Source organism: Streptomyces sp. NPDC003943 (genome assembly GCF_053605265.1).
In genome coordinates this window covers 53151-77122 of the sequence record NZ_JBSGIW010000026.1, presented here as the reverse complement: position 1 = coordinate 77122, position 23972 = coordinate 53151, and the positions used below count along the sequence as shown (strand labels likewise).

Genomic DNA, 23972 nt, shown 5'->3' with positions numbered 1-23972 from the left:
GGCCGGCCCGCCGGCCGCGGAGCGCGTGACGACCTTCGGCTTGTCGAGCACGGCCGTGCCCCCGCCGGCCGTCTTGACCTGCACGGTCACGGCCGGGGCCGCGGCCGCCGGCTGGGCGGCGGACGGAGTCAGCGCGGCGGCGGTGCGGCCGACCTTGCTGCGGCTGCCCAGCACCCACTCGGCGATGTGCGCGAGGAAGGCCAGCGTGTAGACGGCCATCGACGAGTAGATGAGGTAGTTACTCGTGTGCGCCAGGCTCTCGTTGGTCGCGGCGGCGAGGATCACTTCTCAGCCCCTTCGGACTTTTCGGCAGGTGCCTCGGTGGCGGGTGCCTCTTCGGCAGTTGTCTCGGCGGGTTCTTCCGCCGCATCAGCGGATTCCGGTCCCGGCTCCGGCGCCGTCGGCGCCTCGGCGTTGAGCAGGACCGCGAGTTCGGCCAGCTCCTCGGGCAGCTTGGCGGACTCGCTCCGCCCCAGGCCCGCCATCTCGACGACGGTGACGCCGTCCGCTCCCCGTACCGCCCGGACCCAGACCCGGCGGCGCTGGATGAAGAGCGAGCCGGCCAGACCGGCGATGGCGGCGAGCGCGCCCGTGAGGGCGAGGCCGCTGCCGGGCTGCTGGGTGACCTGGAAGCTCGCCCACTCCTTGATCTCCTTCTCGAAGGTGATCGAGCCGGCGCCGTCGGGCAGCTTCATGGTCTCGCCGGGCAGGAGCCGGTTGGCGACACCGGTGCCGCCCTGGACCTTGAACTGCTTCATCTTGGACGTGTCGAGCTGGTACACGTTCTGCGGCAGACCGGAGTTCACGCGCAGGTCGCCGTGGTAGCCGGTGACCGCCAGGACGGGGAATTCCAGCGCGGGGAACTGGGAGAACATCGAGCCCTTGCCCGCGCCCGCGAAGGTCGGCACGAAGAGGGCCGAGAAGCCCAGCTGCTCCTTCTTGCCGTTCTTGTCGCGGTAGCCGTCCATCACCTTGATCGCGCCGGACGAGGTGACGTTGTTGTCGAAGGGCAGCATCGGTACGGGCTCGTGCATGACGACCTTGCCGCGCCCGTCGCGGACGGTGACCACGGGCGCGTACCCGTGGGAGATCAGATAGACCTTCGCGCCGCCGACTTCCAGCGGCTCGTTGACCCGGATGACCGACTTCTTGTCGGGGCCGCCGCCCTCGGAGTACGTGACGGCCGCCTCGAAGGTGCGCGGGGTGCCGCGCTGCGGGCCGTTCTTCTCGTACGTGCCGGTGAACTCGTCCAGCTTGAAGCTGAACGGAGGCAGGTCCTCGACGCTGAACTGCGAGCCCGACTTGAAGTCATCGTACTGGGTGAGCGTGTTGGAGAAGCCGTCGCCCTCGACGATCAGCTTGCCGCCCTCGGACTTGAACAGCTGGCCCCAGGCGAAGGCGACCAGCATGACGATGAGCGCGACGTGGAACATCAGGTTGCCGGCCTCGCGCAGATAGCCCTTCTCCGAGGCGACGGCGTCGCCGACGGTGTGGGCGCGGAAGCGGCGGCCCTTGAGGATGCGCAGCGCGGCCTCGCGGACCTGCTCGGGCGAGGCCTCGGTGCGCCAGGTGGTGTACGCGGGGAGGCGGGTGAGCCGCTTGGGGGCGCCCGGCGGGCGGCCGCGCAGCTGGCCGCCGAACTGCCAGGTGCGGGGCAGGATGCAGCCGATGAGCGAGACGAACAGCAGGATGTAGATCGCGGAGAACCACACCGAGCTGTAGACGTCGAAGAACTGGATCTTGTCGTAGATCGGCGCGAGGGTGGTGTGGGCCTCCTTGAAGGTCCGCACCTTCAGCTCGTCCGCGCTGTTCTGCGGGATGAGCGAGCCCGGGATCGCGCCGAGGGACAGCATGAAGAGCAGGATCAGCGCGACCCGCATGGACGTCAGCTGCCGCCAGAACCAGCGGATCCAGCCGATGACGCCGAGGGTGGGGCCGCCGATGACGGTGTCCTCGGCGGACTCCTGGGGCGCGGTGGACAGCTGGGCGCCGGCCTCGCCGAGGCCGGTCTCCTGCTGCTCTGTCGTGTCTGTGTTGCTCATCCCGTGACTCTCAGATCCCCACCGTGAAACCGCTGGACCAGCTCTGCATCGTGGAGACCATGGTGTCCCATGCGCCTGTGAGCAGCAGGACGCCGGTCACGATCATCATGCCGCCGCCGATCCGCATCACCCACGTGTAGTGCTTCTTCACCCAGGCGAACGCGCCGAGCGCCTTGCGGAAGGCGACGGCCGTCAGGATGAACGGCACCCCGAGACCGAGGCAGTACGCGACGGTCAGCATCGCCCCGCGGCCGGCGCTGGCCTCCTGCGCGGCGAGCGCGTTGACGGCGGCGAGCGTCGGGCCGATGCACGGTGTCCAGCCGATGCCGAACAGCGCGCCGAGCAGCGGCGCGCCGACGAGCCCGGCGACCGGCTTCCGGTGGAAGCGGAACTCGCGCTGGGTGAACCAGGGCATGAGGCCCAGGAAGAACACGCCCATGAGGATCATGAGCACGCCCAGGACGGTGGTCAGGGTGTCGCGGTGCTCCTGGAGCGTCCAGCCGAAGAAGCCGAAGAGCGCCCCGCTGGAGACGAAGACGGTGGAGAAGCCGAGCACGAACAGCGCCGCGCCCGCGGTCATCCGGCCGCGCCGGGCCTCGCCGAGGTCGGTGCCGGTGACGCCGGTCACGTAACTCAGATAGCCGGGGACGAGCGGCAGCACGCACGGCGAGAAGAAGGAGACGAGCCCGCCGAGCGCGGCGATCGGCAGCGCGAGCAGCAGGGTGCCGCTCAGCACCGTCTGATTGGGATCCACGTCACATTCCCCGTTTCCGATTCCCGGTCACTTCTCGGCGAGGAGCGGGTCGATCATGGAACGGAGCTTGGTGTCGTCGAGCGCCATGAGGGAGCGCGCGGCGATCTTTCCGTCCTTGTCGAGAACGATGGTGGACGGAATGGCCTGCGGATTCAGGGTGCCCTTGGGGAATCCGTTGAGAATGAGCTTTCCGGCCGGGTCGAAGAGGCTGGGATACGTGATCCCGTAGTCCGCTTCGAAGTTGACGGCCTTGGTCTTCTCGAAGTCGCGGGTGTTGATCCCGACGAACTCGACGGCCTTGCCCTGGGCCTTCATCTCCTTGGCGACCTTGGCGAAATGCGGCGCCTCGGCGCGGCAGGGGCTGCACCAGGAGCCCCAGACGTTGAGGACGACGACCTTGCCCTTGAAGTCGGCGACGTCCAGCTGCTTGCCGTCGACCGTCTCGCCGGCGAGCTTGCCGGCCGCCTCGCGCTCGCCCTTGGCGACGGTGGAGATACCGCCCGTGTTGGTCACGAAGTTGGTGCCGCCACCGCCACCGGACTTGCCGTTGGAATCGGAGCTGCATGCGGTCAGCGCGAGCGCGGCGGCCAGGGTTCCGACCGCCAGCAGGGCGCGACGAGGGGCGCGGCTAAGGCTCATGTGAAAAGTTTCGCATGGGCGCTTCGGGGATCTTGGGCGCCCCCCTACGTGCCCGTAAAGCCCCTTGTCAAGAAAACCTAAGCCGTCTTGAGGAATGTGTTCCAGCCACCCGCCGGCGACTGCCCGACCTCAAGCGTACGCAGCTTCGCCAGGATCTTCGGATCCTGCACGTCCAGCCAGTCCGTGAACTGCTTGAAGGAGACCAGTCGGACGTCCTTCTTCCCGGCCATTTGCTTCAGGGCCTCCTCGACGGCGTCCATGTAGATGCCGCCGTTCCAGTGCTCGAAGTGGTTGCCGATGAAGAAGGGCGCGCGGTTCGTCTCGTACGCGCGCTTGAAGCCCGACACGTACGCCTCGGTGGCCTGCTCGCGCCAGCCCGGGTAGCGGGAGGGCATGCCCTTGGTGGTGTTCTTGGACTGGTTGGCGAGCATGTTGTAGTCCATCGAGAGCACCTCGAAGGAGTGGCCCGGGAAGGGCACGGCCTGGAGCGGGAAGTCCCAGATGTCCTTCCGCTTGACCGGCCACATCTGGCGGCCGCCCGGCGAGCTGGCGTCGTAGCGCCAGCCGAGCCGCTTGGCGGTCGGCAGCAGGTTGTCCTGGCCGAGCAGGCAGGGGGTGCGGCCGCCGACGAGCTCCTTGGTGTAGTCGAAGGGCAGCGCGTCGAGGTCGGTCCAGCCGCTGTTCGTCTTCCACTTCGTCACGAAGCCGATCGCCTGGTCGATCTCGTTCTGCCAGTCGGCCGGGGTCCAGTGGGCGACGGAGCCGGAGCCGCCGCAGAAGTGCCCGTTGAAGTGGGTGCCGATCTCGTGGCCCTCCAGCCACGCCTGGCGGACGTACTTCAGGGTGGCCTTGACGTGCTCGTCGGTGAGGTAGCCGATGTCGGAGGCGCCGACGCGGTTGTTCGGCGGCCGGTAGAGGTCCTTCTTCGACTCGGGCAGCAGATAGAGCCCGGAGAGGAAGAAGGTCATCCGCGCGTCGTGGTTCTTGGCCAGCTCGAGGAAGCGCGGGAAGAGGCCGTTGCCGACCTCGCCGGCGCCGTCCCAGGAGAACACCACGAACTGCGGCGGGGTCTGACCCGGCTGCAGCGGCACGGGGGCGTCGGGCTGGTTCGGCTGCTTTCCGGTGTCGGAGGTGGAACCGTCACCGATGGGCTTGCCGTCGTTCTGCGTGGGCGTGGGGGAACCGTCCGGGCCACCGGTCGCGTTCCCGTCCTTGCCCGAACCGGAACGGCCGTTCTTGTCCTGGCCGTTGGTGCTGCACCCGGCGATCCCGAGCGCCGCGGCCGCCCCGACGCCCGCGCCGAGGAGCTTCCTCCGGCTGACCTGCCCCATCCCGCGCATCCGATCCCCACATCCCGCAATACAACGACGCAACCGACATCCAGTGAGATGCCGGGAGGAACTCGGAGGTTCCGGGAAATAGCACAATAATTTCAAGGCGGCCGTTCGCCCGTGCAAGACACGAACGAACGACCGCCCTGATGATGAGCCAGGAGGGATGCCGCGGGCTACGCCCCGAACGCCTTCGCCTTCCCCTTGACCGGCTTGGCCCCGGCGCGCAGATGCACCGGTACGAGGTCCAGGGCCGGCTCGCTGTAGCCGACGGACACGATCCGGTCGCCCTGGTACGTGAACGAGGTCAGCGAGGCCAGCGTGCACTGCCGGCGCCGCGGGTCGTGCCACAGCCGGCGCTTCTCCACGAAGCTGCGCACGATCCAGATCGGCAGCTGGTGGCTCACGCACACCGCCTCGTGCCCGCGCGCCGCGTCCTTCGCCGCGTCGAGCGCGCCCATCATGCGCACGACCTGCTCCAGGTACGGCTCGCCCCAGGACGGCTTGAACGGGTTGGTGAGGTGCTTCCAGTTGCCCGGCTTGCGCAGCGCGCCGTCGCCGACGCCGAAGGTCTTGCCCTCGAAGACGTTCCCCGCCTCGATGAGGCGCGGGTCGGTGGCCAGGTCCAGGCCGTGGGTCTTGGCGATCGGGGCCGCCGTCTCCTGCGCCCGCTCCAGCGGGGAGGCCACGACATGGGTGATGTCCCGGCCGGCGAGGTGCTCGGCGACCCGGTCGGCCATCTGCCGGCCCAGCTCGGAGAGGTGGTAGCCGGAGCGGCGCCCGTAGAGGATGCCGTCCGGGTTGTGGACCTCGCCGTGCCGCATCAGGTGGACGACGGTGATGTCGGTCATGCCTGGACCTCCGTGGCCTCGGCGGCGGCGCGGGCGGCCGCGGGCAGGGCGGCGGCGATCCGCTCGACCGCGCGCTCGTCGTGGGCGGTGGACACGAACCAGGACTCGAAGGCCGACGGCGGCAGGTAGACGCCGTCGGCGAGCATCGAGTGGAAGAAGGCGTTGAAGCGGAACGCCTCCTGCTTCTTCGCGTCGTCGTAGTTCCGCACCTCGTCCGCGGTGAAGAACACCGAGAACATGTTGGACGCGGTCTGCAGCCGGTGCGCCACGCCCTCCTTGGTCAGCGCGTCGGTGACCAGGCCCTGGATCTCCTCGGACACCGCGTCGACCTTGTCGTACGCGGCCTGGTCGAGCAGCTTCAGCTGCGCGAGCCCGGCGGCGGTCGCGACCGGGTTACCGGAGAGCGTGCCGGCCTGGTAGACCGGGCCGGCCGGGGCGAGGTGGCCCATGACGTCGGCGCGGCCGCCGAAGGCCGCGGCCGGGAAGCCGCCGCCCATGACCTTGCCGAAGGTCATCAGGTCGGGGCGGACGCCGTCGACGCCGTACCAGCCGGCCCGCGAGGTGCGGAAACCGGTCATGACCTCGTCGGAGATGTACAGCGCGCCGTTCTCCCGGCACAGGTCCGCAAGGCCCTGGTTGAAGCCGGGCCGCGGCGGCACGACGCCCATGTTGCCCGGCGACGCCTCCGTGATCACACAGGCGATCTCACCCGGGTGCGCGGCGAACGCGGCCCGCACCGCCTCCAGGTCGTTGTACGGCAGCACGATCGTGTCACCGGCCTGGGCGCCGGTCACGCCGGGCGTGTCGGGCAGGCCGAAGGTGGCCACGCCGGAGCCGGCCGCGGCGAGCAGCGCGTCCACGTGGCCGTGGTAGCAGCCCGCGAACTTGACGACCTTCGCGCGCCCGGTGAAGCCGCGGGCGAGCCGGATCGCCGACATCGTCGCCTCGGTGCCGGAGGACACCAGGCGGACCTGCTCGACCGGCTCGATCCGCGCCACGATCTCCTCGCCGAGCGCGACCTCGCCCTCGCCCGGCGTACCGAAGGAGGTGCCGCGCGCCACCGCCGCCTGCACCGCCGCGGTCACCTCGGGGTGCGCGTGCCCGAGGATCATCGGCCCCCACGAGCAGACCAGGTCGACGTACTCGCGACCGTCGGCGTCGGTGAGGTACGGACCGGTACCGGACACCATGAACCGGGGCGTTCCACCCACGGCCCGGAAGGCTCGTACCGGAGAGTTCACGCCGCCGGGCGTCACAACCGAGGCGCGGTCGAAAAGCGTCTGTGAGACTGGAGCTTCGTATGAATACGGCACTGTGATCCTGACCTGCGAGTACGACGTGTGATACGGAGGGACGGTGTGGGCACCCTGTGAATTACGCCGGGGCGGCTGTCCTCCGCGTCTGCGAAACTGGGGCGTCATAGGGATGGCTCACGGAATCCATGGTGTCAGAGGCCACGGCGATCTTGCGGACAGGTGTTTCACCGCAGGACCGTGGGGGAGGTCACTGTCACGATGATCGGACCGCGTGGCGGACGCGTGCGGCCTGGAACAAGTCGGGTGGAGATATGCATCGCGGTGGCGGACCGGGTGAGGGGACTGACGACCTGGGTCCCGACCCTGTCCGGCGGGGGAGGCACCGGCGCCGGAGGACGGAAGAGCCGAGGGCCAACGAGCCGCGCACGGGCGAGCCGAGACCGGGCGAGCCGAGGTCGGGCGAGCCGAAGTCGAGCGAGCCGAGGATGAGCGACCCCCGGGGGAACGAGCCGAGGGGGAACGAGCCGCGACCGGGCGAGCCGAGGGTGGGCGAGCCCCGGGGGAACGAGCCGAGGACGGGCCAGCCGCGGGGGAACGATCCGCGGGCGAATGAGCCGAAGGCCTACGAGTCCCGGACGCACGAGCCGAGAATGGGCGAGTCCCGTACGGGCGAGTCGCGCCTGGGCGAGAGCCGCATGGGCGAATCACGTACGGGCGAGTCGCGCATGGGCGAGTCGCGGCTAGGCGGGGAGGGTCCGAAGAGCGGCGACGCTTCGAGGGGCGGCGAGCCGCCGGCCGGGGATCCGGGCGGTGTCGTGGACGACTCGCGGCTCGGCCGGGCCAGGGCCCGGCGTGCCCGGGCGGCGCGCGAGTCGCGGGAGGTTCGGGAGACCACCGGCCGGATCGACGGACCGGCGGTGGACGGCGCGAGTGTCGGGAGAGGCCGCTTGGGGGTGACGTACAAGTACTTCGGCGCGCCGGACGGCGCGACCGCGGCCCGCGTCCCGATCTCGATGCGTCCCGAGGAGCTCGGCGGTGACGAGCTCGGCATGGGCGGGATGTTCACCCGGATCAAGCCGGAGACCATAGCCGCGATGGTCCTCACCGGCATCCAGGGCATGCCCCTGCACAAGGTCCCTCCGCTCGAACTCGTCGTCCTGCATCCCGACTACGCGGTGGTGAAGCTGCCCATGACCGCCGTCGACCCGCTGCGCGGGATCGGCGAGGAGTCGGTCGGCGCCGCCGCCTTCATCTGGTCCACGGTCCCCGACCGCGGCGGCCCACAGGACGCGTTCAACGTCTACCAGCTGCTGCACGAGTGGCAGGACTTCAGCCACCGTCTGCACGAGGCGGGCCACCAGCCGTACTGCCTGGTGTGGCCGTAGCGCCCGTACCACCCGCACCGCCGCCCCCGGCACCCCCCGCGCCCGCGGCCGCCAGCTCGCGCGCGGACGCGAGCCGGTAGGGGACGTCGATGACCACGACGTTCTTCATGAACAGCAGCCGGGCCTTGAGGCGCAGCGCGCTCTGGTTGTGCAGCGGCTGCTCCCACCAGCGGCCGACGACGTATTCGGGGATGACGACGGAGACGACCGAGTCGGCGCCGCGTTCCGGCGTGTCCCGGATGTGCCGCAGGACCGGCTGCACGATCGAGCGGTAGGGGGAGTTCAGCACCGTCAGCGGCACGTCGATGCCGTGCTCCTCCCACGCGGCCTCCAGCGCCTCCGCTGCGGCGGGATCCTCGGCGACGGTGACGGCGGCGAGCGAGGCGGGCTTCAGCGTCTTGGCGTACGACAGGGCGCGCAGGCTCGGCGCGTTGACCGAGGCGACCAGGACGAGGACGTGGTTCTCGGCGAGCGGCCGCGGGTGGGCGTCGGGCGCGACCGCGACCTCGGCGGCGACGGTGTCGTAGTGGCGGCGCACCGCCTTCATGCCGAGGAAGAGCAGCGGCATCGTGATGACGACGATCCAGGCGCCGTGCGTGAACTTGGTGATGAGGACGATCACGAGCACGACGGCCGTCAGGCACGCGCCGAAGGCGTTGATGGCGAGCCGGCGCAGAACGTTGCGGCGGGCGGCCGAGGCGGGCGGGGCGGCGGCCGGGTTGGCGAGTTCTCGCCGCCAGTGCCTGACCATGCCCGCCTGGGACAGGGTGAAGGAGACGAAGACGCCGATGATGTAGAGCTGGATGAGACGGGTCAGGTTGGCGTCGAAGGCCACGATCAGGGCGGTCGCGGTCAGGGCCAGGAGGATGACGCCGTTGGAGTAGACGAGCCGGTCGCCCCGGTGGACGAGCTGGTGCGGCACGAAGCGGTCGCGCCCCAGGACGGAGGCGAGCATGGGGAAACCGTTGAAGGCGGTGTTGGCCGCCAGGATGAGGACGCCCGCGGTGACGGCCTGGAGGGCGTAGAAGAGGACGTGCCAGTCGCCGAAGGTGGCGCGGCCGATCTGGGCGAGCGCGGTGGAGGTCGGGGTTCCGGGCGGTAGCCCCAGCTGGGTCGGGTCCTCGGCGACGTGCACGTCGTAGACCATCGCGAGCGTCGTGATGCCGAAGAACATGGTCACGGAGAACCCGCCCATGATCGCCAGCGTCATGGCGGCGTTGCGGCTCTTCGGCTTCTCGAAGGCCGGTACGCCGTTGCTGATCGCCTCGACACCGGTGAGCGCGGTGCACCCGGACGCGAAGGCGCGCAGCCCGAGGAGGACGAGCGCGATGCCCGAGTACGTGGAGACCGCGTTGACCGGCAGGTCCGCGGACTCGGCGCGGATGGTGGCGCCGGTCGCCATCCGGACCGCCGCGACCGCGAACATCACGTAGATCACCGTGACGAAGGCGTACGTCGGCACGGCGAACCAGCGGCCCGACTCGCGCACCCCGCGCAGGTTCAGCCAGGCCAGCAGGATCACGAAGCCCACGCAGAGCAGGGTCGCGTGATCGCTGAGCGCGGGCGCGGCCGAGGTGATCGCGGCGACCCCGGAGACGACGGAGACGGCGACGGTCATCACGTAGTCGATCAGCAGCGCGCTGGCGGCGGTCAGCGCCGCCGTGGTGCCCAGGTTCTCCGAGGAGACGATGTAGGCCCCGCCGCCGCCCGGGTAGGCGTAGCAGGTCTGCCGGTACGAGGCGACGACCACGAGCAGCAGCACGACGATGCCGATCGCCGCCCACCAGGTCAGATGCAGCACGGCGAGCCCGCCGAGCGCCAGGATCAGCAGGATCTCCTCGGTGGCGTAGGCGACGGAGGAGAGCGGGTCGCTGCAGAAGATCGGCAGGGCGAGCCGTTTGGGCAACAGGGTCTCGCCGAGCCGCGCGCTGTCCAACGGACGTCCTACCAGCAGGCGTTTCGCCACGTTTCCAGCTCTCATAAGTGCTGAAGTTAGGACGAATCGGATCTAATGCGCGGAAGCCGCGCCCGCCGGAAGGACCTGTCTGTGCTGAGCGTTGTGCCCACCGCCCGCCCCATGAAGATCGGCGAGGTCGCGGAACGGACCGAACTCTCGCTGCGCACCATCCGCCAGTACGAGGACAGCGGCCTGGTCGTCCCCTCCGCCGCCTCCGAGGGCGGCTTCCCCCTCTACACGGACGCCGACGTCGCCCGCCTGATGGTGATCCGCCGCATGAAACCCCTCGGCTTCACCCTCGACGAGACCCGCGACCTCCTCACCGCCCTGGACCGCCTCGCATCGGCCGCCCCCGACCTCGACCCGCCGACCCGCGCCGCCCTGGTGGCCCGCGTCCGCCGCTACGAGGAGGCGGCGAGGGCCCGGGTGTCGGAACTGCGCGAGCAACTGACGAGAGCGGAGGAGTTCGCGGGATCCCTGGGAAGCTGGCTGGCGTAGCAGCGAGACGAGCACCAGGACGAGTGGCTCCCCCCTCCCCCCGTGTGGGCTGCCCCTCCCTCCGCGTGGGCTGCAGCCCGCCGGCCCGGGCCGCCGTCCCCCGGGGGGGGGGCCGCTCCCCCCCCCCTCCCCCCCGTGTGGGCAATCGTCCCCACAGGGCGGGACGGGTGGGCACACGGGACGGCGCCCTCGGCGGCGCCTCCGCCCCTTGGGCCCGGGCCCGCACGACGACCGCGGCGCCCTCTCGGTGGAGGTCAACGCCCGAGGAGCCCAGGCCCGGCAAGGGGCGCCGTTCCGTTGTGCCCACCCGTTCCGCCTGGGGGTCCCCCCGGACGAAGTCCGGGGGAGGAACGAATGCCCACGACGGGGGAAGGGCGGCGACCGCGCAGCGTGGGGTGGAGCGCCCCGCAGCGGGGGCGCAGGGGTCCCCGCGCACCCGCTTCCGCGAGGCGCGGGGCGCGGTCCCGGTGACCGGGTACGTGGTCCCGGGTCTCCGACCTGAGAGACTGGGCCGCGATGAGCCAGACACAGCCGCCCCGCCGAGCCCGCGCCGAGATCGACCTCGGGGCGCTGCGTGCGAACGTCCGCACGCTGCGCGCCCGGGTCGCGCCACACGTCCAGGTGATGGCCGTGGTGAAGGCGGACGCGTACGGACACGGGGCCGTGCGGTGTGCGCGGGCCGCGCTGCAGGCGGGTGCGACGTGGCTGGGGACGGCGACGCCGCACGAGGCGCTGGCGCTGCGGGCCGCGGGGCTCACCGAGGCGCGGATCATGTGCTGGCTGTGGACGCCGGGCGACCCCTGGGACCAGGGCATCGAGGCCGGGCTCGACATGTCGGTCAGCGGTATGTGGGCGCTCCGGGAGGTGACGCAGGCCGCGCAGGCCGTCGGGCGTCCCGCCCGCATCCAGCTCAAGGCCGACACCGGCCTCGGCCGCAACGGCTGCCAGCCCGCCGACTGGCCCGAGCTGGTCTCCGAGGCGCTGAAGGCCGAGGCACAGGGACTGGTGAAGATCACCGGCCTGTGGTCGCACTTCGCCTGCGCCGACGAGCCCGGGCACCCGTCGATCGCCGCCCAGCTGGACGTCTTCCGCTCGATGCTCGACTTCGCGGAGAAGGCCGGCGTCGAGCCCGAGGTGCGCCACCTCGCCAACTCGCCCGCCACGCTCACCCTCCCCGAGACCCACTTCGACCTCGTCCGCCCCGGCATCGCCATGTACGGCGTGTCGCCCGACCCGGCCGTCGGCACCTCCGCCGAGCTCGGACTGCGCCCGGTGATGTCGCTGAAGGCGAGCGTGGCCCTGGTCAAGCACGTGCCGGGCGGCCACGGCGTGTCGTACGGGCACCACTACGTGACGCCCGGCGAGACCACGCTCGGCCTGATCCCGCTCGGCTACGCGGACGGCGTCCCGCGGCACGCCTCCAGCCGCGGTCCGGTCCTGGTCGGCGGCCGGGTGCGGACGGTGGCCGGGCGGGTCGCGATGGACCAGTTCGTCGTCGACCTCGAAGGCGACACGCCCGAGCCGGGCACCGAGGCCGTGCTCTTCGGCCCCGGCGACGACGGCGAGCCGACCGCGCAGGACTGGGCCGAGGCCGCCGACACCATCGCGTACGAGATCGTCACCCGGATCGGCGCGCGCGTCCCGCGCGTCTACCTCGGGGAGTAGGGGGGCGGCCGTGGGCGACGAGACCTGGCGGCGGGCCGGCTGGGCCGGTGCCGCGATAGGCGTGCTGGCCGCCGGCGCGGCGGCCGGCGTCGCCCTCGAACGACTCACGGTCGGGCGCTCCGTACGCCAGAAGGCGCGGCTCGCGCTCGACGCCGAGGGCCCGTACGGCGCCCTGCGCGGCGCCCCCGGCCGGGCGCTCGCCGACGACGGCACCGAGCTGTACTACGAGGTCGACGAGGTGGATCCCGACCCCTCCGGGCCCCGCCGGCGCCGTCTCTTCGGGCGCAAGGCCCCCGCGCCCGTCACCGTCGTCTTCAGTCACGGCTACTGCCTGAGCCAGGACTCCTGGCACTTCCAGCGCGCCGCCCTGCGCGGCCTGGTCCGCACCGTGCACTGGGACCAGCGCAGCCACGGCCGCTCGGGGCGCGGGGTGGCCCAGGCCGGAGCCGACGCGGCGCCGGTCTCGATCGACCAGCTGGGCCGCGACCTGAAGGCCGTCCTCGACGCGGCCGCGCCCGAGGGGCCGCTCGTCCTGCTCGGGCACTCCATGGGCGGCATGACGATCATGGCCCTGGCCGGCCAGTACCCGGAGCTGCTGCGGGAACGGGTCGTGGGCGTCGGCTTCGTCGGTACGTCGGCGGGCCGGCTCGGCGAGGTGAACTACGGACTGCCGGTGGCCGGCGTCAACGCGGTGCGCCGCGTGCTGCCGGGCGTGCTGCGCGCGCTCGGCTCGCAGGCGGAGCTGGTGGAGCGCGGGCGGCGGGCCACGGCCGACCTGTTCGCCGGGCTGATCAAGAAGTACTCGTTCTCGTCGAAGGACGTCGACCCGGCGGTCGTGCGGTTCGCCGAGCGGATGATCGAGTCGACGCCGATCGACGTGGTCGCCGAGTTCTATCCGGCGTTCGCCGAGCACGACAAGACGGCGGCGCTCACCGCCTTCCGGGAGCTGCCGGTGCTCGCCCTCGCCGGCGACCACGACCTGGTCACCCCCAGCTCGCACACCGAGGCCATCGTCGACCTGCTGCCGGAGGCGGAGCTGGTGATCGTGCCCGACGCCGGTCATCTGGTGATGCTGGAGCACCCGGAGGCGGTCACGGACCGGATCGCCGACCTGCTGGGGCGGGTCGGCGTGGTGCCCGCCGTCCGCTAGCCGCCCGTCGGCTCGGTAGGTTGGCGGAATGGACTCTCCGCTCAACCAGGTCACCCTCGAAGTCGACTCGCCGGAGCGCATGAAGGAGCTCGGCCGACGCCTCGCCAAGCTGCTGCGCCCCGGTGACCTCGTGATGCTCACCGGCGAGCTCGGCGCCGGCAAGACCACGCTGACCCGCGGCCTCGGCGAGGGCCTGGGCGTACGGGGCGCGGTCACCTCGCCGACCTTCGTCATCGCCCGCGTCCACCCGTCCCTCTCCGGCGGCCCGGCGCTCGTCCACGTCGACGCGTACCGGCTCGGCGGCGGTCTCGACGAGATGGAGGACCTGGACCTCGACGTCTCGCTGCCCGACTCGGTCGTGGTCGTCGAATGGGGTGACGGCAAGGTCGAGGAGCTGACGGACGACCGGCTGCACGTGCTCATCCACCGCGTCGTGGGCGACACGGCGGACGCCGAGGACGACCGGCGCACCCTCGTCCTGAACGGGATCGGCGCGCGCTGGGCGGACGCGGACCTGTCGTTGGCCTGAACGTACGTAGGTTCCGACAACCTGTCGGGAAAATGTTGCGCAGGTGCTCCGAACCGTGGTCACATGGATGCACGAGCTGGTTAGGTGTACCTAACCTACGGGAGGCAGGCATGGCGACGCCAGAGCGGGAGGACCGCGAGGACCGCGGTGCGCACCGGGCGGAGAACGTCTCGATGAGAGAGCTGCTCGCCGCCTGCGCCGCCGCCAACGCCGTGTCGACCCCGCCACGCGAGCGCGAGACGCCGCTGCCCGCCACGACCGACGAGCCCGAGCCCGTACGGCCCGTACGCGACGAGGCCGCCTGAGCCGTACGGCGCCGGGTTACGCGACCACGACGACCTTCGCGCCGATCGCCGCGAACGTCCACAGCGCGTCGCCGTCCGCCCGCTTCATCCGGATGCCGCCGGTCTTCTTGCCCGGGTCCGGGCTCGGCGTCGAGCCGTCGACCGCAGCGCTGAAGCCGATCGACACGTCCTGCGCGGTCGCGAACCGCACCACGTGCTCGATCTGCACCCCGTCGGAGCCGCGCACCGAACCGGACCGCGAGGTCACCGCGTACGAGCCCGGCGGCGGCGACACCGTGCTCGGCATGACCGAGAAGGTGCGCGTGACCTGGTTCTTCGCGTCCACCAGCCACACCCTGCGGTCGCCGAGCCCGTAGACCACGCGCTCGCCCTTGCCGGAGTTCGCGGGCAGCGCGGTCGGGTCCTTGTGCGGGCGCTCGGGCTGTTGGCTCGGCGCGGCGGACGGCGCCGTGGCGGGCGTCCGCGGCTGGGCGGCCAGCTCGGCCGGCGAGGGCGCGTGAGCCGAGGCCTGATAGGCGAGGAAACCGACCGCGGCGACGGCCGCCGCGGTGAGCCCGGCCACGAATCCCGAGCTGCTCCGTGCCACCGTGCGCCCACCTTCTGTCGTACGTACGTATCGGTGTCAATCTGACGGGCTGACCGTAGCAGCCGCCGGGGTCCGAGGGCGGGGCGCCGCACCCCCACGCCCGGCGCCGTAGGCTGTTCGCGTGCTCTTGCTCGCCATGGATACCGCCACACCCGCCGTCACCGTCGCCCTCCACGACGGCGACTCCGTCGTCGCCGAGTCGAGCCAGGTCGACGCCCGTCGGCACGGGGAGCTGCTGCTGCCCGCCGTCGACCGGGTGCTCGAGAAGGCCGGGCTGAAGCTCGACGCGGTGACCGGACTCGTCGTCGGCGTCGGCCCCGGCCCGTACACCGGACTGCGCGTCGGCCTCGTCACGGCCGCCACCTTCGCCTCCGCGCTCGGCGTGCCGGTGCACGGCCTGTGCACCCTCGACGGCCTCGCGTACGCCTCCGGGATCGACGAGCCCTTCGCCGTCGCCACGGACGCGCGGCGCAAGGAGGTCTACTGGGCCCGCTACGACAACTCCCGTACGCGCGTGACCGAGGCGTCCGTCGACCGGCCGGCCGACATCGCCGAGCAGCTCGCCGGACTGCCGGTCGTCGGCGCCGGGGCCCGGCTCTACCCGGACGTCTTCCCCGACGCCCGCGACCCCGAGCACCAGTCGGCCGCCGCGCTCGCCGGCCTCGCGGCCGAGAGGCTGGCGGCGGGCCGCGAGGGTGCCGAGGCGGGCTTCCTGGACCCGCTGCCGATGTACCTGCGGCGCCCCGACGCCCAGGTGCCGAAGAACTACAAGGTGGTCACTCCGAAGTGACGACCGTGCTCCGTGAGATGCGCTGGTGGGACCTGGAGCCCGTGCTCGCGCTCGAAGCCGAGCTCTTCCCCGAGGACGCCTGGTCGGAGGGGATGTTCTGGTCGGAGCTCGCGCACGCCCGAGGGCCGCGCGCGACCCGCCACTACATGGTCGCCGAGGACGCGTCCGGCCGGCTCGTCGGATACGCGGGACTCGCCGCGGCCGGCGGGCTCGGCGACGTGCAGACCATCGCCGTCGCCCGCGACCAGTGGGGCACCGGCCTCGGCGCGCGGCTCCTCACCGACCTCCTCCAGGCCGCGACCGCCTTCGAGTGCGAAGAGGTCCTCCTCGAAGTGCGCGTGGACAACACCCGGGCCCAGAAGCTCTACGAGCGCTTCGGCTTCGAACCCATCGGCTTCCGCCGCGGCTACTACCAGCCCGGCAACGTGGACGCGCTCGTGATGCGACACACCGTTCAAGGAACAGAGACTGATTCAGATGGCTGCTGACGAACCGCTCGTACTCGGCATCGAGACCTCCTGCGACGAGACCGGCGTCGGCATCGTGCACGGCACCACCCTGCTGGCCGACGCCGTCGCCTCCAGCGTCGACACCCACGCCCGCTTCGGCGGCGTCGTCCCCGAGATCGCCTCCCGCGCGCACCTGGAGGCGATGGTCCCCACGATCGAGCGCGCCCTGAAGACCGCCGGCGTCTCCCCGAAGGACCTGGACGGCATCGCCGTCACGGCGGGCCCCGGCCTGGCGGGCGCGCTGCTCGTCGGCGTGTCGGCGGCCAAGGCGTACGCCTACGCCCTCGGCAAGCCGCTCTACGGCGTCAACCACCTCGCCTCGCACATCTGCGTCGACCAGCTGGAGCACGGCCGGCTGCCCGAGCCGACCATGGCGCTGCTCGTCTCCGGCGGCCACTCCTCGCTGCTGCTGTCCAGCGACATCACCTCCGACGTGCGGCCGATGGGCGCGACCATCGACGACGCGGCGGGCGAGGCGTTCGACAAGATCGCGCGCGTCCTCGACCTGGGCTTCCCGGGCGGCCCGGTCATCGACCGGCTCGCCAAGGAGGGCGACCCGGCCGCCATCGCCTTCCCGCGCGGCCTGAGCGGCGCCAAGGACCCGGCGTACGACTTCTCCTTCTCCGGTCTGAAGACCGCCGTGGCCCGCTGGATCGAGGCCAAGCGGAACGCGGGCGAGGAGGTGCCGGCACGGGACGTGGCCGCGTCCTTCCAGGAGGCCGTCGTCGACGTGCTCACCCGCAAGGCCGTCCGGGCCTGCAAGGACGAGGGCGTCGACCACCTGATGATCGGCGGCGGCGTGGCCGCCAACTCGCGGCTGCGGGCCCTCGCCGAGGAGCGCTGCGAGCGGGCCGGCATCCGGCTGCGGGTGCCGCGGCCTGGCCTGTGCACGGACAACGGCGCCATGGTCGCGGCGCTCGGCGCCGAGATGGTGGCGCGCGGGCGGGCGGCCTCGGACCTGGAGCTGTCGGCGGACTCGTCGCTGCCGGTGACGGAGTCGCACGTGCCGGGGAACCACCGGCACGACCACGACCACGTGCACGAGGTCAGCAAGGAGAACCTCTACTCGTGAGGATCGCCTTGATGTGGGAGGCGCGGGCCGCCGAGGGGCGCGGCGCCGAACTCCTCGACTGGGCGCGGGCGCAGGAGCTGCCGGCTGAGCCGGTGCGCAGGGAGACCTTCCGCGCCCCGCAGGACCGGGTCCTCGTCCTCACCTGGTGGGAGACGGCGGACGGCCTCGACGCGGAACTGCCCGAGCTGCCGGAGCCGGACGGGGAGCTGATCACCCGTCCGGTGCACCGCTGGCGCTTCGAATCAGTCGGATAGTCGTACCGGGAGCAACCTTTCGTTCGAATCGGGCATCCCACAGCGCGTGAAGAAGACGATCGCGCTGTGGGCGGCGCTGACCGCCGTGGCTCTGTTCGTGACGACCGGCTGCACGGCGGCCGACGCCGACGCCCCGCCCGGGGGCGCCCCGAAGGCCGCCCCTTCCCGCGCGGGCGGCGACGCGGGCGCCAAGGCCCCGGCCGCCGCCGCGGAGGCGGCGCGCGTGGCGGCGTACGCGAAGTGGGGCCTCAAGCCCTTCCCGGCGCCGCCGGCCCCGCCCGCGAAGAAGCCGGCGAAGCGGGCCGTCGGCGGACCGGTGCCCGTCGTCAGCGACATCGAGACCGACCAGAAGGTCGTCTTCGTCACCATCGACGACGGCGCGGAGAAGGATCCCCGGTTCGTCGCGATGATGCGCGACCTCAAGGTCCCGGTGACGATGTTCCTCACCGACGCCTCGATCCGCTCGGACTACCCGTACTTCACCCGCCTCGCCGCCGAGGGCAACGGCATCGGCAACCACACCCTCACCCACCCCAACCTGCGCACCCTCTCCGCCGAGGCCCAGCACCGGGAGATCTGCGGCCAGCAGGAGAAGCTCACCAAGGAGTACGGCAGGTCGCCCCGCCTCTTCCGCCCGCCCTACGGCAACTGGAACGAGGCCACCCGCGCCGCCGTCGGCCGGTGCGGCCTCGACGCGATCGTGCTCTGGCGCGAGTCCATGCAGATCCAGAACATGCAGTACCAGCGCGGCGACAGGAAGCTGCACCCCGGCGACATCATCCTGGCCCACTTCCGCGGCCCGTCCGAGCTCAAGGGCCGCACGATGACGCAGATGATGAGCAACCTGTTCCGGCACATCCAGGAGCAGGGCTTCACGGTCGCGCGCCTGGAGGACTACCTCTAGAACGGGCCGGCGGAAAGAACTCCGGCGTGGGTGTCGATGCGGGCGTCTCCCGTTCGACGTATGAGTGGAAGGCGGGGAACGGCCCCGCCACCGCACCCCGAGGAGTCACCATGCCCCGCTTCCTGTCCCTCGTCCGCATCGAGGAGAACACCATCGACATGGAGGAGGCCGGCCCCGAGTTCGGCGCGCGGATGGGCGCCCTCCTGGAGGAGATCACCAATGCGGGCGTCATGCTGGACACGGCCGGCCTCCTGCCGACCGACCAGGGCACCCGGATCACCTGGCAGGACGGCAAGCTGTCGTACACCGACGGCCCGTTCACCGAGACCAAGGAGGTCGTCGGCGGCTACGCGCTGATGCAGTGCAAGGACAAGGCCGAGGCCCTGGAGTGGGGCCGCCGCTTCCTGGAGGTCCACCCGGCGCAGTGGACCGTCGGCCTGGAGCTGCGCCAGCTCGACGAGGGCTGATGCCGCGCGCCGATGTCACAGGCGGCTGCCAGAGTGTGAAGCGTGACGGTGGAGAGCACGCTGCGAGACACGCTCGGGACGGTCTTCCGGATGGAGTCGGCGCGGATCATCGCGACCGCGGCCCGGATCGTCCGTGACGTCGGCATCGCCGAGGAGATCGCCCAGGACGTGTTCCTCGCCGCCCTGGAGCAGTGGCCCGAGTCGGGCGTCCCGGACCGCCCGGGCGCCTGGCTCACGGCCGCCGCGAAGCACCGCGCCGTCGACCTGGTGCGACGGCGCGAGACGTACGCGCGCAAGCTCGCCGAGGTGGGCCGGACGCTCGACGAGGAGGCGTACGACCCCGAGCCGTCCGGGCCCGGCGACATCGACGACGACATGCTGCGGCTCGTCTTCACCGCCTGCCACCCGGTGCTGTCCGCCGAGGCCCGCACGGCCCTCACCCTGCGGCTCGTCGGCGGCCTGCGCACCGACGAGATCGCCCGCGCCTTCCTCGTCCCCGAGCCGACGGTCGCCCAGCGGATCGTGCGGGCCAAGCGCACGCTCGCCCGAGCGGGCGTGCCGTTCGAGGTGCCGTACGGGGCGGACCGGGCGGCCCGGCTCGGTTCGGTCCTGGAGGTCATCTACCTGGTCTTCAACGAGGGGTACGCGGCCACCGCGGGCGACGACCTGCTGCGCCCCGGCCTGTGCGAGGACGCCCTCCGGCTGGCCCGGCAGCTCGCCGCGCTGATGCCCGAGGAGGGCGAGGTGCACGGCCTCGCCGCCCTGCTTGAGCTCCAGGCGTCGCGGACCGCGGCCCGGACCGGGCCCGACGGGGCGCCCGTGCTGCTCGCCGGCCAGGACCGCACGCGCTGGAACCGGCTGCTGATCCGGCGCGGCTTCGCGGCCCTGGAGCGGGCCGTCGAGGCGGGCGGCGGCGCGCCGGGCGGCGCGACCGGGCCGTACGCCCTGCAGGCCGCCGTGGCCGCCTGCCACGCGCGGGCGGTGACGTACGCGGAGACGGACTGGGCCACCATCGCCGCGCTCTACGGGCGGCTCGCCGCCGTCGCGCCCTCGCCGGTCGTCGAGCTCAACCGGGCCGTGGCGGTCTCCATGACCGAAGGCCCCGAGGCCGGCCTCGCCCTCGTCGACGCCCTCGCCGCCGCGCCCGGCCTGGACCGCTACCACCTGCTGCCGAGCGTCCGCGGCGACCTCCTGGCCCGTCTCGGCCGGGCCGCCGAGGCACGCGCGGAGTTCGAGCGGGCCGCCGCCCTGACCCGTAACGAGCGGGAGCGGGCCCTCCTGCTCCAACGGGCCGCCCGGGCCGCCGAGTCCGGAGGTTAGGCTCACGGGCATGTCCCGCCGTACCGCACTGCCGTATCTCCCGCCGCCCCCGCCGCCCGCCGAGCTGCAGAGCTGGCCGGACCGCGCGGCCCGGCTCGCCGACCGGGCGCTCGCCCTGGACGACCTGCTGCGCCGCGGTCTCGGCGTCGGGCGGCTCGCGCTGTTCCTGACCTGGTTCCTGCTGCTCGAACTCGGCTGGGGGTTCGTCGGTGTGGGCCTCACGGCCTTCGACGGCGGCGCGATCGTGGATCCGATCTCCTGGATCCTCTGTCTGTTCAGCGGTGCCCTCGGGCTCGGCGTGCTGGTCCCGGCCGTCTGGCTGACCGTACGGAGCCTGCGCCGCGACCGGGTGGTGCGCGAGCGGCTCGTCGCGTGGGCCGCCCTCGACCGCGACGCCCCCGCCGACGCCCGGCTGCGCGCACCGGGGCTGAGCGTCTGCTGGCTGCTGCTGTCCTTCGCGATGTGCGCGGTCGGCCTGTGGACGGCCTTCGCGGTGCCGCTCAACGCCACGCGGGACAACGGGGGTTATCCCTCCGTCGTGTACGGGATGGGTGCGGCGCTCATCCTCTGGGTGACCGGTCTCACGGGCCTCGCGAAGGCCGTCGGCCACTATCGGATGGCGCTGCGCCTCAGCGGCCCGGTCAGCGGCCCGCGGGGTGACCGATCAGCATCGTCGGGGCTCCCGCGACCCGAGTGAGCAGCACCGTCGCGGAGTTGGGGCCCTTCGGCTTCACCTTGCGGCGGATCTCCTCGGGCTCGACGGCCGAGCCGCGCTTCTTCACGGTGAGCGTGCCGACCTCCCGCTCGCGCAGCAGGGCCTTCAACTTCTTGAGGTTGAAGGGGAGTTCGTCGGTGATCTCGTAGACGGCGGCGTACGGGGTGGCGCGCAGTTCGTCCGCCGTCACGTAGGCGATGGTCTCGTCGACCAGTCCGCCGCCGAGCTCCTCGGCGACCTCGGCCACCAGATGCGCGCGGATGACGGCGCCGTCGGGCTCGTACAGATAGCGGCCGACGGGCCGGACCGCCGGGTCGGGGAGCGTGCCCCCGGTGAGCGACGCGCCGCCGGGCAGCAGGGTGGCGCGGCGGGCGCCGGGCTCGGTGCCGAACCAGAGCACGGCCTCCTTCACGTCCCCGCCGTCCGAGATCCACTCCGCCTCGGCGTCCTCCGGCACCGCCTCGTGCGGGATGCCCGGCGCGATCTTCAGGGCCGCGTGCGGGGCCTTCCGGGCCGCCTCGACCGCCCAGGAGAGCGGCGGCGAGTACGCCTCCGGGTCGAAGATCCGGCCCCGGCCGCCGCGCCGCGCCGGGTCGACGAAGACGGCGTCGTACGGACTCGTGTCGATCTCCGTCACGTCCGCGCACCGCACCTCGATCAGCTCCGCGAGCCCGAGCGCGGCCGCGTTGGCGCGGGCGGCCTCTGCGGTCAGCGGGTCGCGGTCGACGGCGAGCACCCTGATACCGGCCCGGGCGAGCGCGATCGCGTCGCCGCCGATGCCGGAGCACAGGTCGGCGACGCTGCCGACGCCGAGCGCCTTCAGGCGGGCCGCGCGGTAGGCGCCGACGGTGGCGCGGGTGGACTGCTCGACGCCGTTCGGCGTGAAGTACATCCGGTACGCGTCCTCCGCGCCGAACTTCGCCACCGCCCGCTGCCGCAGCCTGGCCTGCCCGAGCGCCGCCGACACCAGCTCGGCCGGATGCTCCCGGCGCAGCCGGGAGGCGACGGCCAGCTCCTGGGCGGGGTCGTAGTCACGCAGGGTGTCGAGCAGGGCCTGCCCCTCGGGGGCGAGCAGGGCGGCGAAGGCGGCGAGGTCGGTCACCCCACCCATTGTCGTGGTCGCGGGCGGTGTGGGCCGCCCGGGGGATGGTGCGGGCGGCGCCGGTGGTGTCGGGGCGGTGGAGCGGCGCGGCGCTGACAGGATGCGGCGCCATGCAGCTAGTACGACAAAAGGGAAAGAGAAGCGCATTCCGCTCGGTGCGGGTGGCCGGCGCCGCCCTGCTCGTCGCGGCGCTCGGCTCCGCCTGCGCCGGATCGGGCGGCGACGCCACCCCCGTACCGGCGAAGGAGCCCAAGCCGGCCGCCGGACAGCAGGCCGCGGGCGAACAGGCGGCGGGCAAGCAGGCCGGGGCCGCGGGCAAGCAGGCGGCGAGGCGGCAGGGTCCGGCCGGGGCGCTCGACGCGTACGTGGAGCGGGTGCGCCAGGCGCGGGCCGCGCGCGTGGCCGCGGCGAAGAAGTGGGGCCTGGCCAAGCCGCCGCTCGACGCGCCCGAGCCGCCCGCGGTCAAGCCGAAGATCACCACCCGCAAGGGGTTCGAGACCGACGGCGAGGGCCTGCCGCCGGTCTTCACCACCGTGCCGACCAAGCAGAAGATCGTCTTCCTGACGATCGACGACGGCGCGGAGAAGGACCCCGACCTGCTCCGCATGATGAGCGACCTGAAGATCCCGTACAGCGCCTTCCTCAGCAACTACCTGGTGAAGGACGACTACGGCTACTTCAGGAAGATGCAGGACTCCGGCGTCTCGATCCACAACCACACGCTCACCCACCCCTATCTGCCCGGTCTCGACTACGACGACCAGAAGGAGCAGATCTGCGGGATGCAGGACATCATCCAGAAGCAGTTCGGCAAGCGGCCCCGGCTCTTCCGCCCGCCGTACGGCAACTACAACCAGGACACCCTGACCGCGGCCAAGGCGTGCGGCGTGAAGGCGGTCCCGCTGTGGGCGGAGGAGGCGTTCCCCGACCACATGGAGTGGCGCGAGTGGGACCGGGACCTGCACCCCGGCGACATCATCCTCACGCACTTCCGGGGCAAGGGGGACTGGAAGGGCACCATGCCGGACATGATCCGGCGGGTGATGAAGACGGTGACGGAGAAGGGGTACGCGGTGGCGAAGCTCGAGGACTACGTGTGAGCCGGGCGCGCCGGCTCACCGCCGCCCTGGCCCTGGCCGGCGCGCTGTTCGCCCTCCCGGCCTGCGCCTCCTCCGTCGACCCGATCGAACGGCTCGGCCGCAAGGCCGCGGAGAAGGTGACCCCGCACCCGCGTCCGCACCCCCGGCCGCACCCGGAGCCGGTGGCGGTGCGCGGACCCTCGGCGTCTCCCGCCCCCGCGGCGCCCCCCGTACCCCTCGTACCCCTCGCACGGAACCGCGGACACCGTCCGGGCGTTCCCCCTTCTCGGCCGGCGGAGCACGCCACGGGGTCGTGAATTGGCACTCCGCTTGACCGAGTGCTAATCGCGGTCATAGTCTCGGCTCTGGCACTCCCCGCAGGAGAGTGCCAACACAGCGACGGGCAGGTCCGGCACCCGCGACGACGGATCCACCTGGTCGCCACCTCAGACAGTTAACCCCGTGAGATCTCCGAAGGGGGAGGTCGGATCGTGACGACCACCAGCTCCAAGGTTGCCATCAAGCCGCTCGAGGACCGCATCGTGGTCCAGCCGCTCGACGCCGAGCAGACCACCGCCTCTGGCCTGGTCATCCCGGACACCGCGAAGGAGAAGCCCCAGGAGGGCGCCGTCCTCGCCGTGGGTCCGGGCCGCTTCGAGAACGGCGAGCGCCTTCCGCTCGACGTGAAGGTCGGCGACGTCGTGCTCTACAGCAAGTACGGCGGCACCGAGGTGAAGTACAACGGCGAGGAGTACCTCGTCCTCTCGGCTCGCGACGTCCTCGCGATCATCGAGAAGTAAGTCACCGAGGAC

At 72.1% G+C, this 23972-nt stretch carries 26 protein-coding genes and 1 pseudogene; 17 read left to right on the top strand and 10 right to left on the bottom strand.

The genetic code is table 11. From position 1 onward, the window contains the following. The 7 genes and pseudogenes from ACWEV0_RS14005 to hemL all read right to left on the bottom strand — a co-directional run. Positions 1-285, bottom strand: a pseudogene (locus ACWEV0_RS14005) (c-type cytochrome biogenesis protein CcsB); the annotation flags it as partial. Further along, positions 282-2042 (bottom strand): cytochrome c biogenesis protein ResB, encoded by a 1761-nt coding sequence (gene resB / locus ACWEV0_RS14000; protein ID WP_453149414.1) that lies wholly within the window; start codon positions 2040-2042, stop codon positions 282-284. The gene resB and the pseudogene ACWEV0_RS14005, both read right to left, overlap by 4 nt. A gap of 10 nt (positions 2043-2052) precedes the next feature. Then, positions 2053-2796: a cytochrome c biogenesis CcdA family protein gene (locus ACWEV0_RS13995; RefSeq protein WP_451609072.1), complete on the bottom strand. Its 744-nt coding sequence runs from the start codon at positions 2794-2796 to the stop codon at positions 2053-2055. Between the two features lie 27 nt (positions 2797-2823). Then, on the bottom strand, positions 2824-3435 hold the full coding sequence (locus ACWEV0_RS13990; RefSeq protein WP_451609073.1) for a TlpA family protein disulfide reductase: 612 nt from the start codon (positions 3433-3435) through the stop codon (positions 2824-2826). Between the two features lie 77 nt (positions 3436-3512). After that, positions 3513-4766, bottom strand: a complete 1254-nt coding sequence (locus tag ACWEV0_RS13985; RefSeq protein WP_453149412.1) for a hypothetical protein — start codon at positions 4764-4766, stop codon at positions 3513-3515. A 176-nt stretch (positions 4767-4942) separates the two neighbouring features. Next, positions 4943-5617, bottom strand: coding sequence for a histidine phosphatase family protein (locus ACWEV0_RS13980; RefSeq protein WP_453149410.1), 675 nt, complete (start codon positions 5615-5617; stop codon positions 4943-4945). Next, on the bottom strand, positions 5614-6930 hold the full coding sequence (hemL, locus tag ACWEV0_RS13975) for a glutamate-1-semialdehyde 2,1-aminomutase (protein ID WP_453149409.1): 1317 nt from the start codon (positions 6928-6930) through the stop codon (positions 5614-5616). The genes ACWEV0_RS13980 and hemL overlap by 4 nt, the downstream gene beginning before the upstream one ends. 668 nt (positions 6931-7598) lie before the next feature. Here hemL and ACWEV0_RS13970 point away from each other — a divergent pair. Continuing rightward, positions 7599-8258 carry a hypothetical protein gene (locus tag ACWEV0_RS13970; RefSeq protein WP_453149426.1) on the top strand — a complete coding sequence of 220 codons (660 nt, stop codon included), beginning with the start codon at positions 7599-7601 and terminating at the stop codon, positions 8256-8258. On the opposite strand, the gene ACWEV0_RS13965 is transcribed toward ACWEV0_RS13970, so the two are convergent. Next, on the bottom strand, positions 8203-10239 hold the full coding sequence (locus tag ACWEV0_RS13965; RefSeq protein WP_453149407.1) for an APC family permease: 2037 nt from the start codon (positions 10237-10239) through the stop codon (positions 8203-8205). The genes ACWEV0_RS13970 and ACWEV0_RS13965 overlap by 56 nt on opposite strands. 96 nt (positions 10240-10335) lie before the next feature. Here ACWEV0_RS13965 and ACWEV0_RS13960 point away from each other — a divergent pair, with 96 nt between their 5' ends. The 5 genes from ACWEV0_RS13960 to ACWEV0_RS13940 all read left to right on the top strand — a co-directional run bounded on the left by ACWEV0_RS13960 (position 10336) and on the right by ACWEV0_RS13940 (position 14362). Beyond that, a complete protein-coding gene (locus tag ACWEV0_RS13960) occupies positions 10336-10713 on the top strand; it encodes a MerR family transcriptional regulator (RefSeq protein ID WP_453149424.1) in 378 nt (125 codons plus the stop codon). A gap of 516 nt (positions 10714-11229) precedes the next feature. Beyond that, the gene (gene alr, locus ACWEV0_RS13955) at positions 11230-12378 is read left to right on the top strand and encodes an alanine racemase (protein ID WP_453149405.1); all 1149 of its coding nucleotides are present in this window, start codon (positions 11230-11232) and stop codon (positions 12376-12378) included. A gap of 10 nt (positions 12379-12388) precedes the next feature. Then, positions 12389-13528 carry an alpha/beta fold hydrolase gene (locus ACWEV0_RS13950; RefSeq protein ID WP_453149403.1) on the top strand — a complete coding sequence of 380 codons (1140 nt, stop codon included), beginning with the start codon at positions 12389-12391 and terminating at the stop codon, positions 13526-13528. Positions 13529-13556: 28 nt separating this feature from the next. After that, a complete protein-coding gene (gene tsaE, locus ACWEV0_RS13945; RefSeq protein WP_453149401.1) occupies positions 13557-14057 on the top strand; it encodes a tRNA (adenosine(37)-N6)-threonylcarbamoyltransferase complex ATPase subunit type 1 TsaE in 501 nt (166 codons plus the stop codon). A 110-nt stretch (positions 14058-14167) separates the two neighbouring features. Then, positions 14168-14362 carry a hypothetical protein gene (locus ACWEV0_RS13940; RefSeq protein ID WP_453149399.1) on the top strand — a complete coding sequence of 65 codons (195 nt, stop codon included), beginning with the start codon at positions 14168-14170 and terminating at the stop codon, positions 14360-14362. Between the two features lie 16 nt (positions 14363-14378). Here ACWEV0_RS13940 and ACWEV0_RS13935 read toward each other — a convergent pair whose 3' ends face one another. Continuing rightward, complete coding sequence (locus ACWEV0_RS13935; RefSeq protein WP_453149397.1) at positions 14379-14948, bottom strand: hypothetical protein; 570 nt, start codon at positions 14946-14948, stop codon at positions 14379-14381. Positions 14949-15069: 121 nt separating this feature from the next. Here ACWEV0_RS13935 and tsaB point away from each other — a divergent pair, with 121 nt between their 5' ends. The 8 genes from tsaB (at position 15070) to ACWEV0_RS13895 (ending at position 20961) form a co-directional block, all read left to right on the top strand. Further along, the gene (gene tsaB / locus ACWEV0_RS13930; RefSeq protein ID WP_453149395.1) at positions 15070-15738 is read left to right on the top strand and encodes a tRNA (adenosine(37)-N6)-threonylcarbamoyltransferase complex dimerization subunit type 1 TsaB; all 669 of its coding nucleotides are present in this window, start codon (positions 15070-15072) and stop codon (positions 15736-15738) included. A 17-nt stretch (positions 15739-15755) separates the two neighbouring features. Then, positions 15756-16226, top strand: a complete 471-nt coding sequence (gene rimI, locus ACWEV0_RS13925) for a ribosomal protein S18-alanine N-acetyltransferase (protein ID WP_453149422.1) — start codon at positions 15756-15758, stop codon at positions 16224-16226. Then, a complete protein-coding gene (gene tsaD / locus ACWEV0_RS13920; RefSeq protein ID WP_453149394.1) occupies positions 16216-17319 on the top strand; it encodes a tRNA (adenosine(37)-N6)-threonylcarbamoyltransferase complex transferase subunit TsaD in 1104 nt (367 codons plus the stop codon). The genes rimI and tsaD overlap by 11 nt, the downstream gene beginning before the upstream one ends. Then, on the top strand, positions 17316-17573 hold the full coding sequence (locus tag ACWEV0_RS13915; RefSeq protein WP_453149392.1) for a hypothetical protein: 258 nt from the start codon (positions 17316-17318) through the stop codon (positions 17571-17573). Before tsaD ends, ACWEV0_RS13915 begins: the two co-directional genes overlap by 4 nt. 46 nt (positions 17574-17619) lie before the next feature. Continuing rightward, positions 17620-18477, top strand: a complete 858-nt coding sequence (locus ACWEV0_RS13910; RefSeq protein ID WP_453149390.1) for a polysaccharide deacetylase family protein — start codon at positions 17620-17622, stop codon at positions 18475-18477. A 110-nt stretch (positions 18478-18587) separates the two neighbouring features. Continuing rightward, positions 18588-18944 (top strand): YciI family protein, encoded by a 357-nt coding sequence (locus tag ACWEV0_RS13905; protein ID WP_453149389.1) that lies wholly within the window; start codon positions 18588-18590, stop codon positions 18942-18944. Positions 18945-19034: 90 nt separating this feature from the next. Next, positions 19035-20264 (top strand): RNA polymerase sigma factor, encoded by a 1230-nt coding sequence (locus ACWEV0_RS13900; RefSeq protein ID WP_453149420.1) that lies wholly within the window; start codon positions 19035-19037, stop codon positions 20262-20264. 10 nt (positions 20265-20274) lie between these two features. Next, positions 20275-20961 (top strand): hypothetical protein, encoded by a 687-nt coding sequence (locus ACWEV0_RS13895; protein ID WP_453149387.1) that lies wholly within the window; start codon positions 20275-20277, stop codon positions 20959-20961. Here ACWEV0_RS13895 and ACWEV0_RS13890 read toward each other — a convergent pair. After that, positions 20906-22090: a THUMP-like domain-containing protein gene (locus tag ACWEV0_RS13890; RefSeq protein ID WP_453149385.1), complete on the bottom strand. Its 1185-nt coding sequence runs from the start codon at positions 22088-22090 to the stop codon at positions 20906-20908. The two genes, ACWEV0_RS13895 and ACWEV0_RS13890, sit on opposite strands and share 56 nt — an antisense overlap. A 101-nt stretch (positions 22091-22191) precedes the next feature. On the opposite strand from ACWEV0_RS13890, the gene ACWEV0_RS13885 reads away from it, so the two are divergent. From ACWEV0_RS13885 to groES, 3 genes are all read left to right on the top strand, one after another. Next, positions 22192-23181, top strand: a complete 990-nt coding sequence (locus tag ACWEV0_RS13885; protein ID WP_453149383.1) for a polysaccharide deacetylase family protein — start codon at positions 22192-22194, stop codon at positions 23179-23181. Further along, on the top strand, positions 23178-23477 hold the full coding sequence (locus ACWEV0_RS13880; protein ID WP_453149381.1) for a hypothetical protein: 300 nt from the start codon (positions 23178-23180) through the stop codon (positions 23475-23477). The genes ACWEV0_RS13885 and ACWEV0_RS13880 overlap by 4 nt, the downstream gene beginning before the upstream one ends. 174 nt (positions 23478-23651) lie before the next feature. Then, entirely contained in the window at positions 23652-23960 is a 309-nt protein-coding gene (gene groES, locus ACWEV0_RS13875) for a co-chaperone GroES (RefSeq protein ID WP_020132158.1), read from the top strand. Positions 23961-23972: the final 12 nt, after the last annotated feature.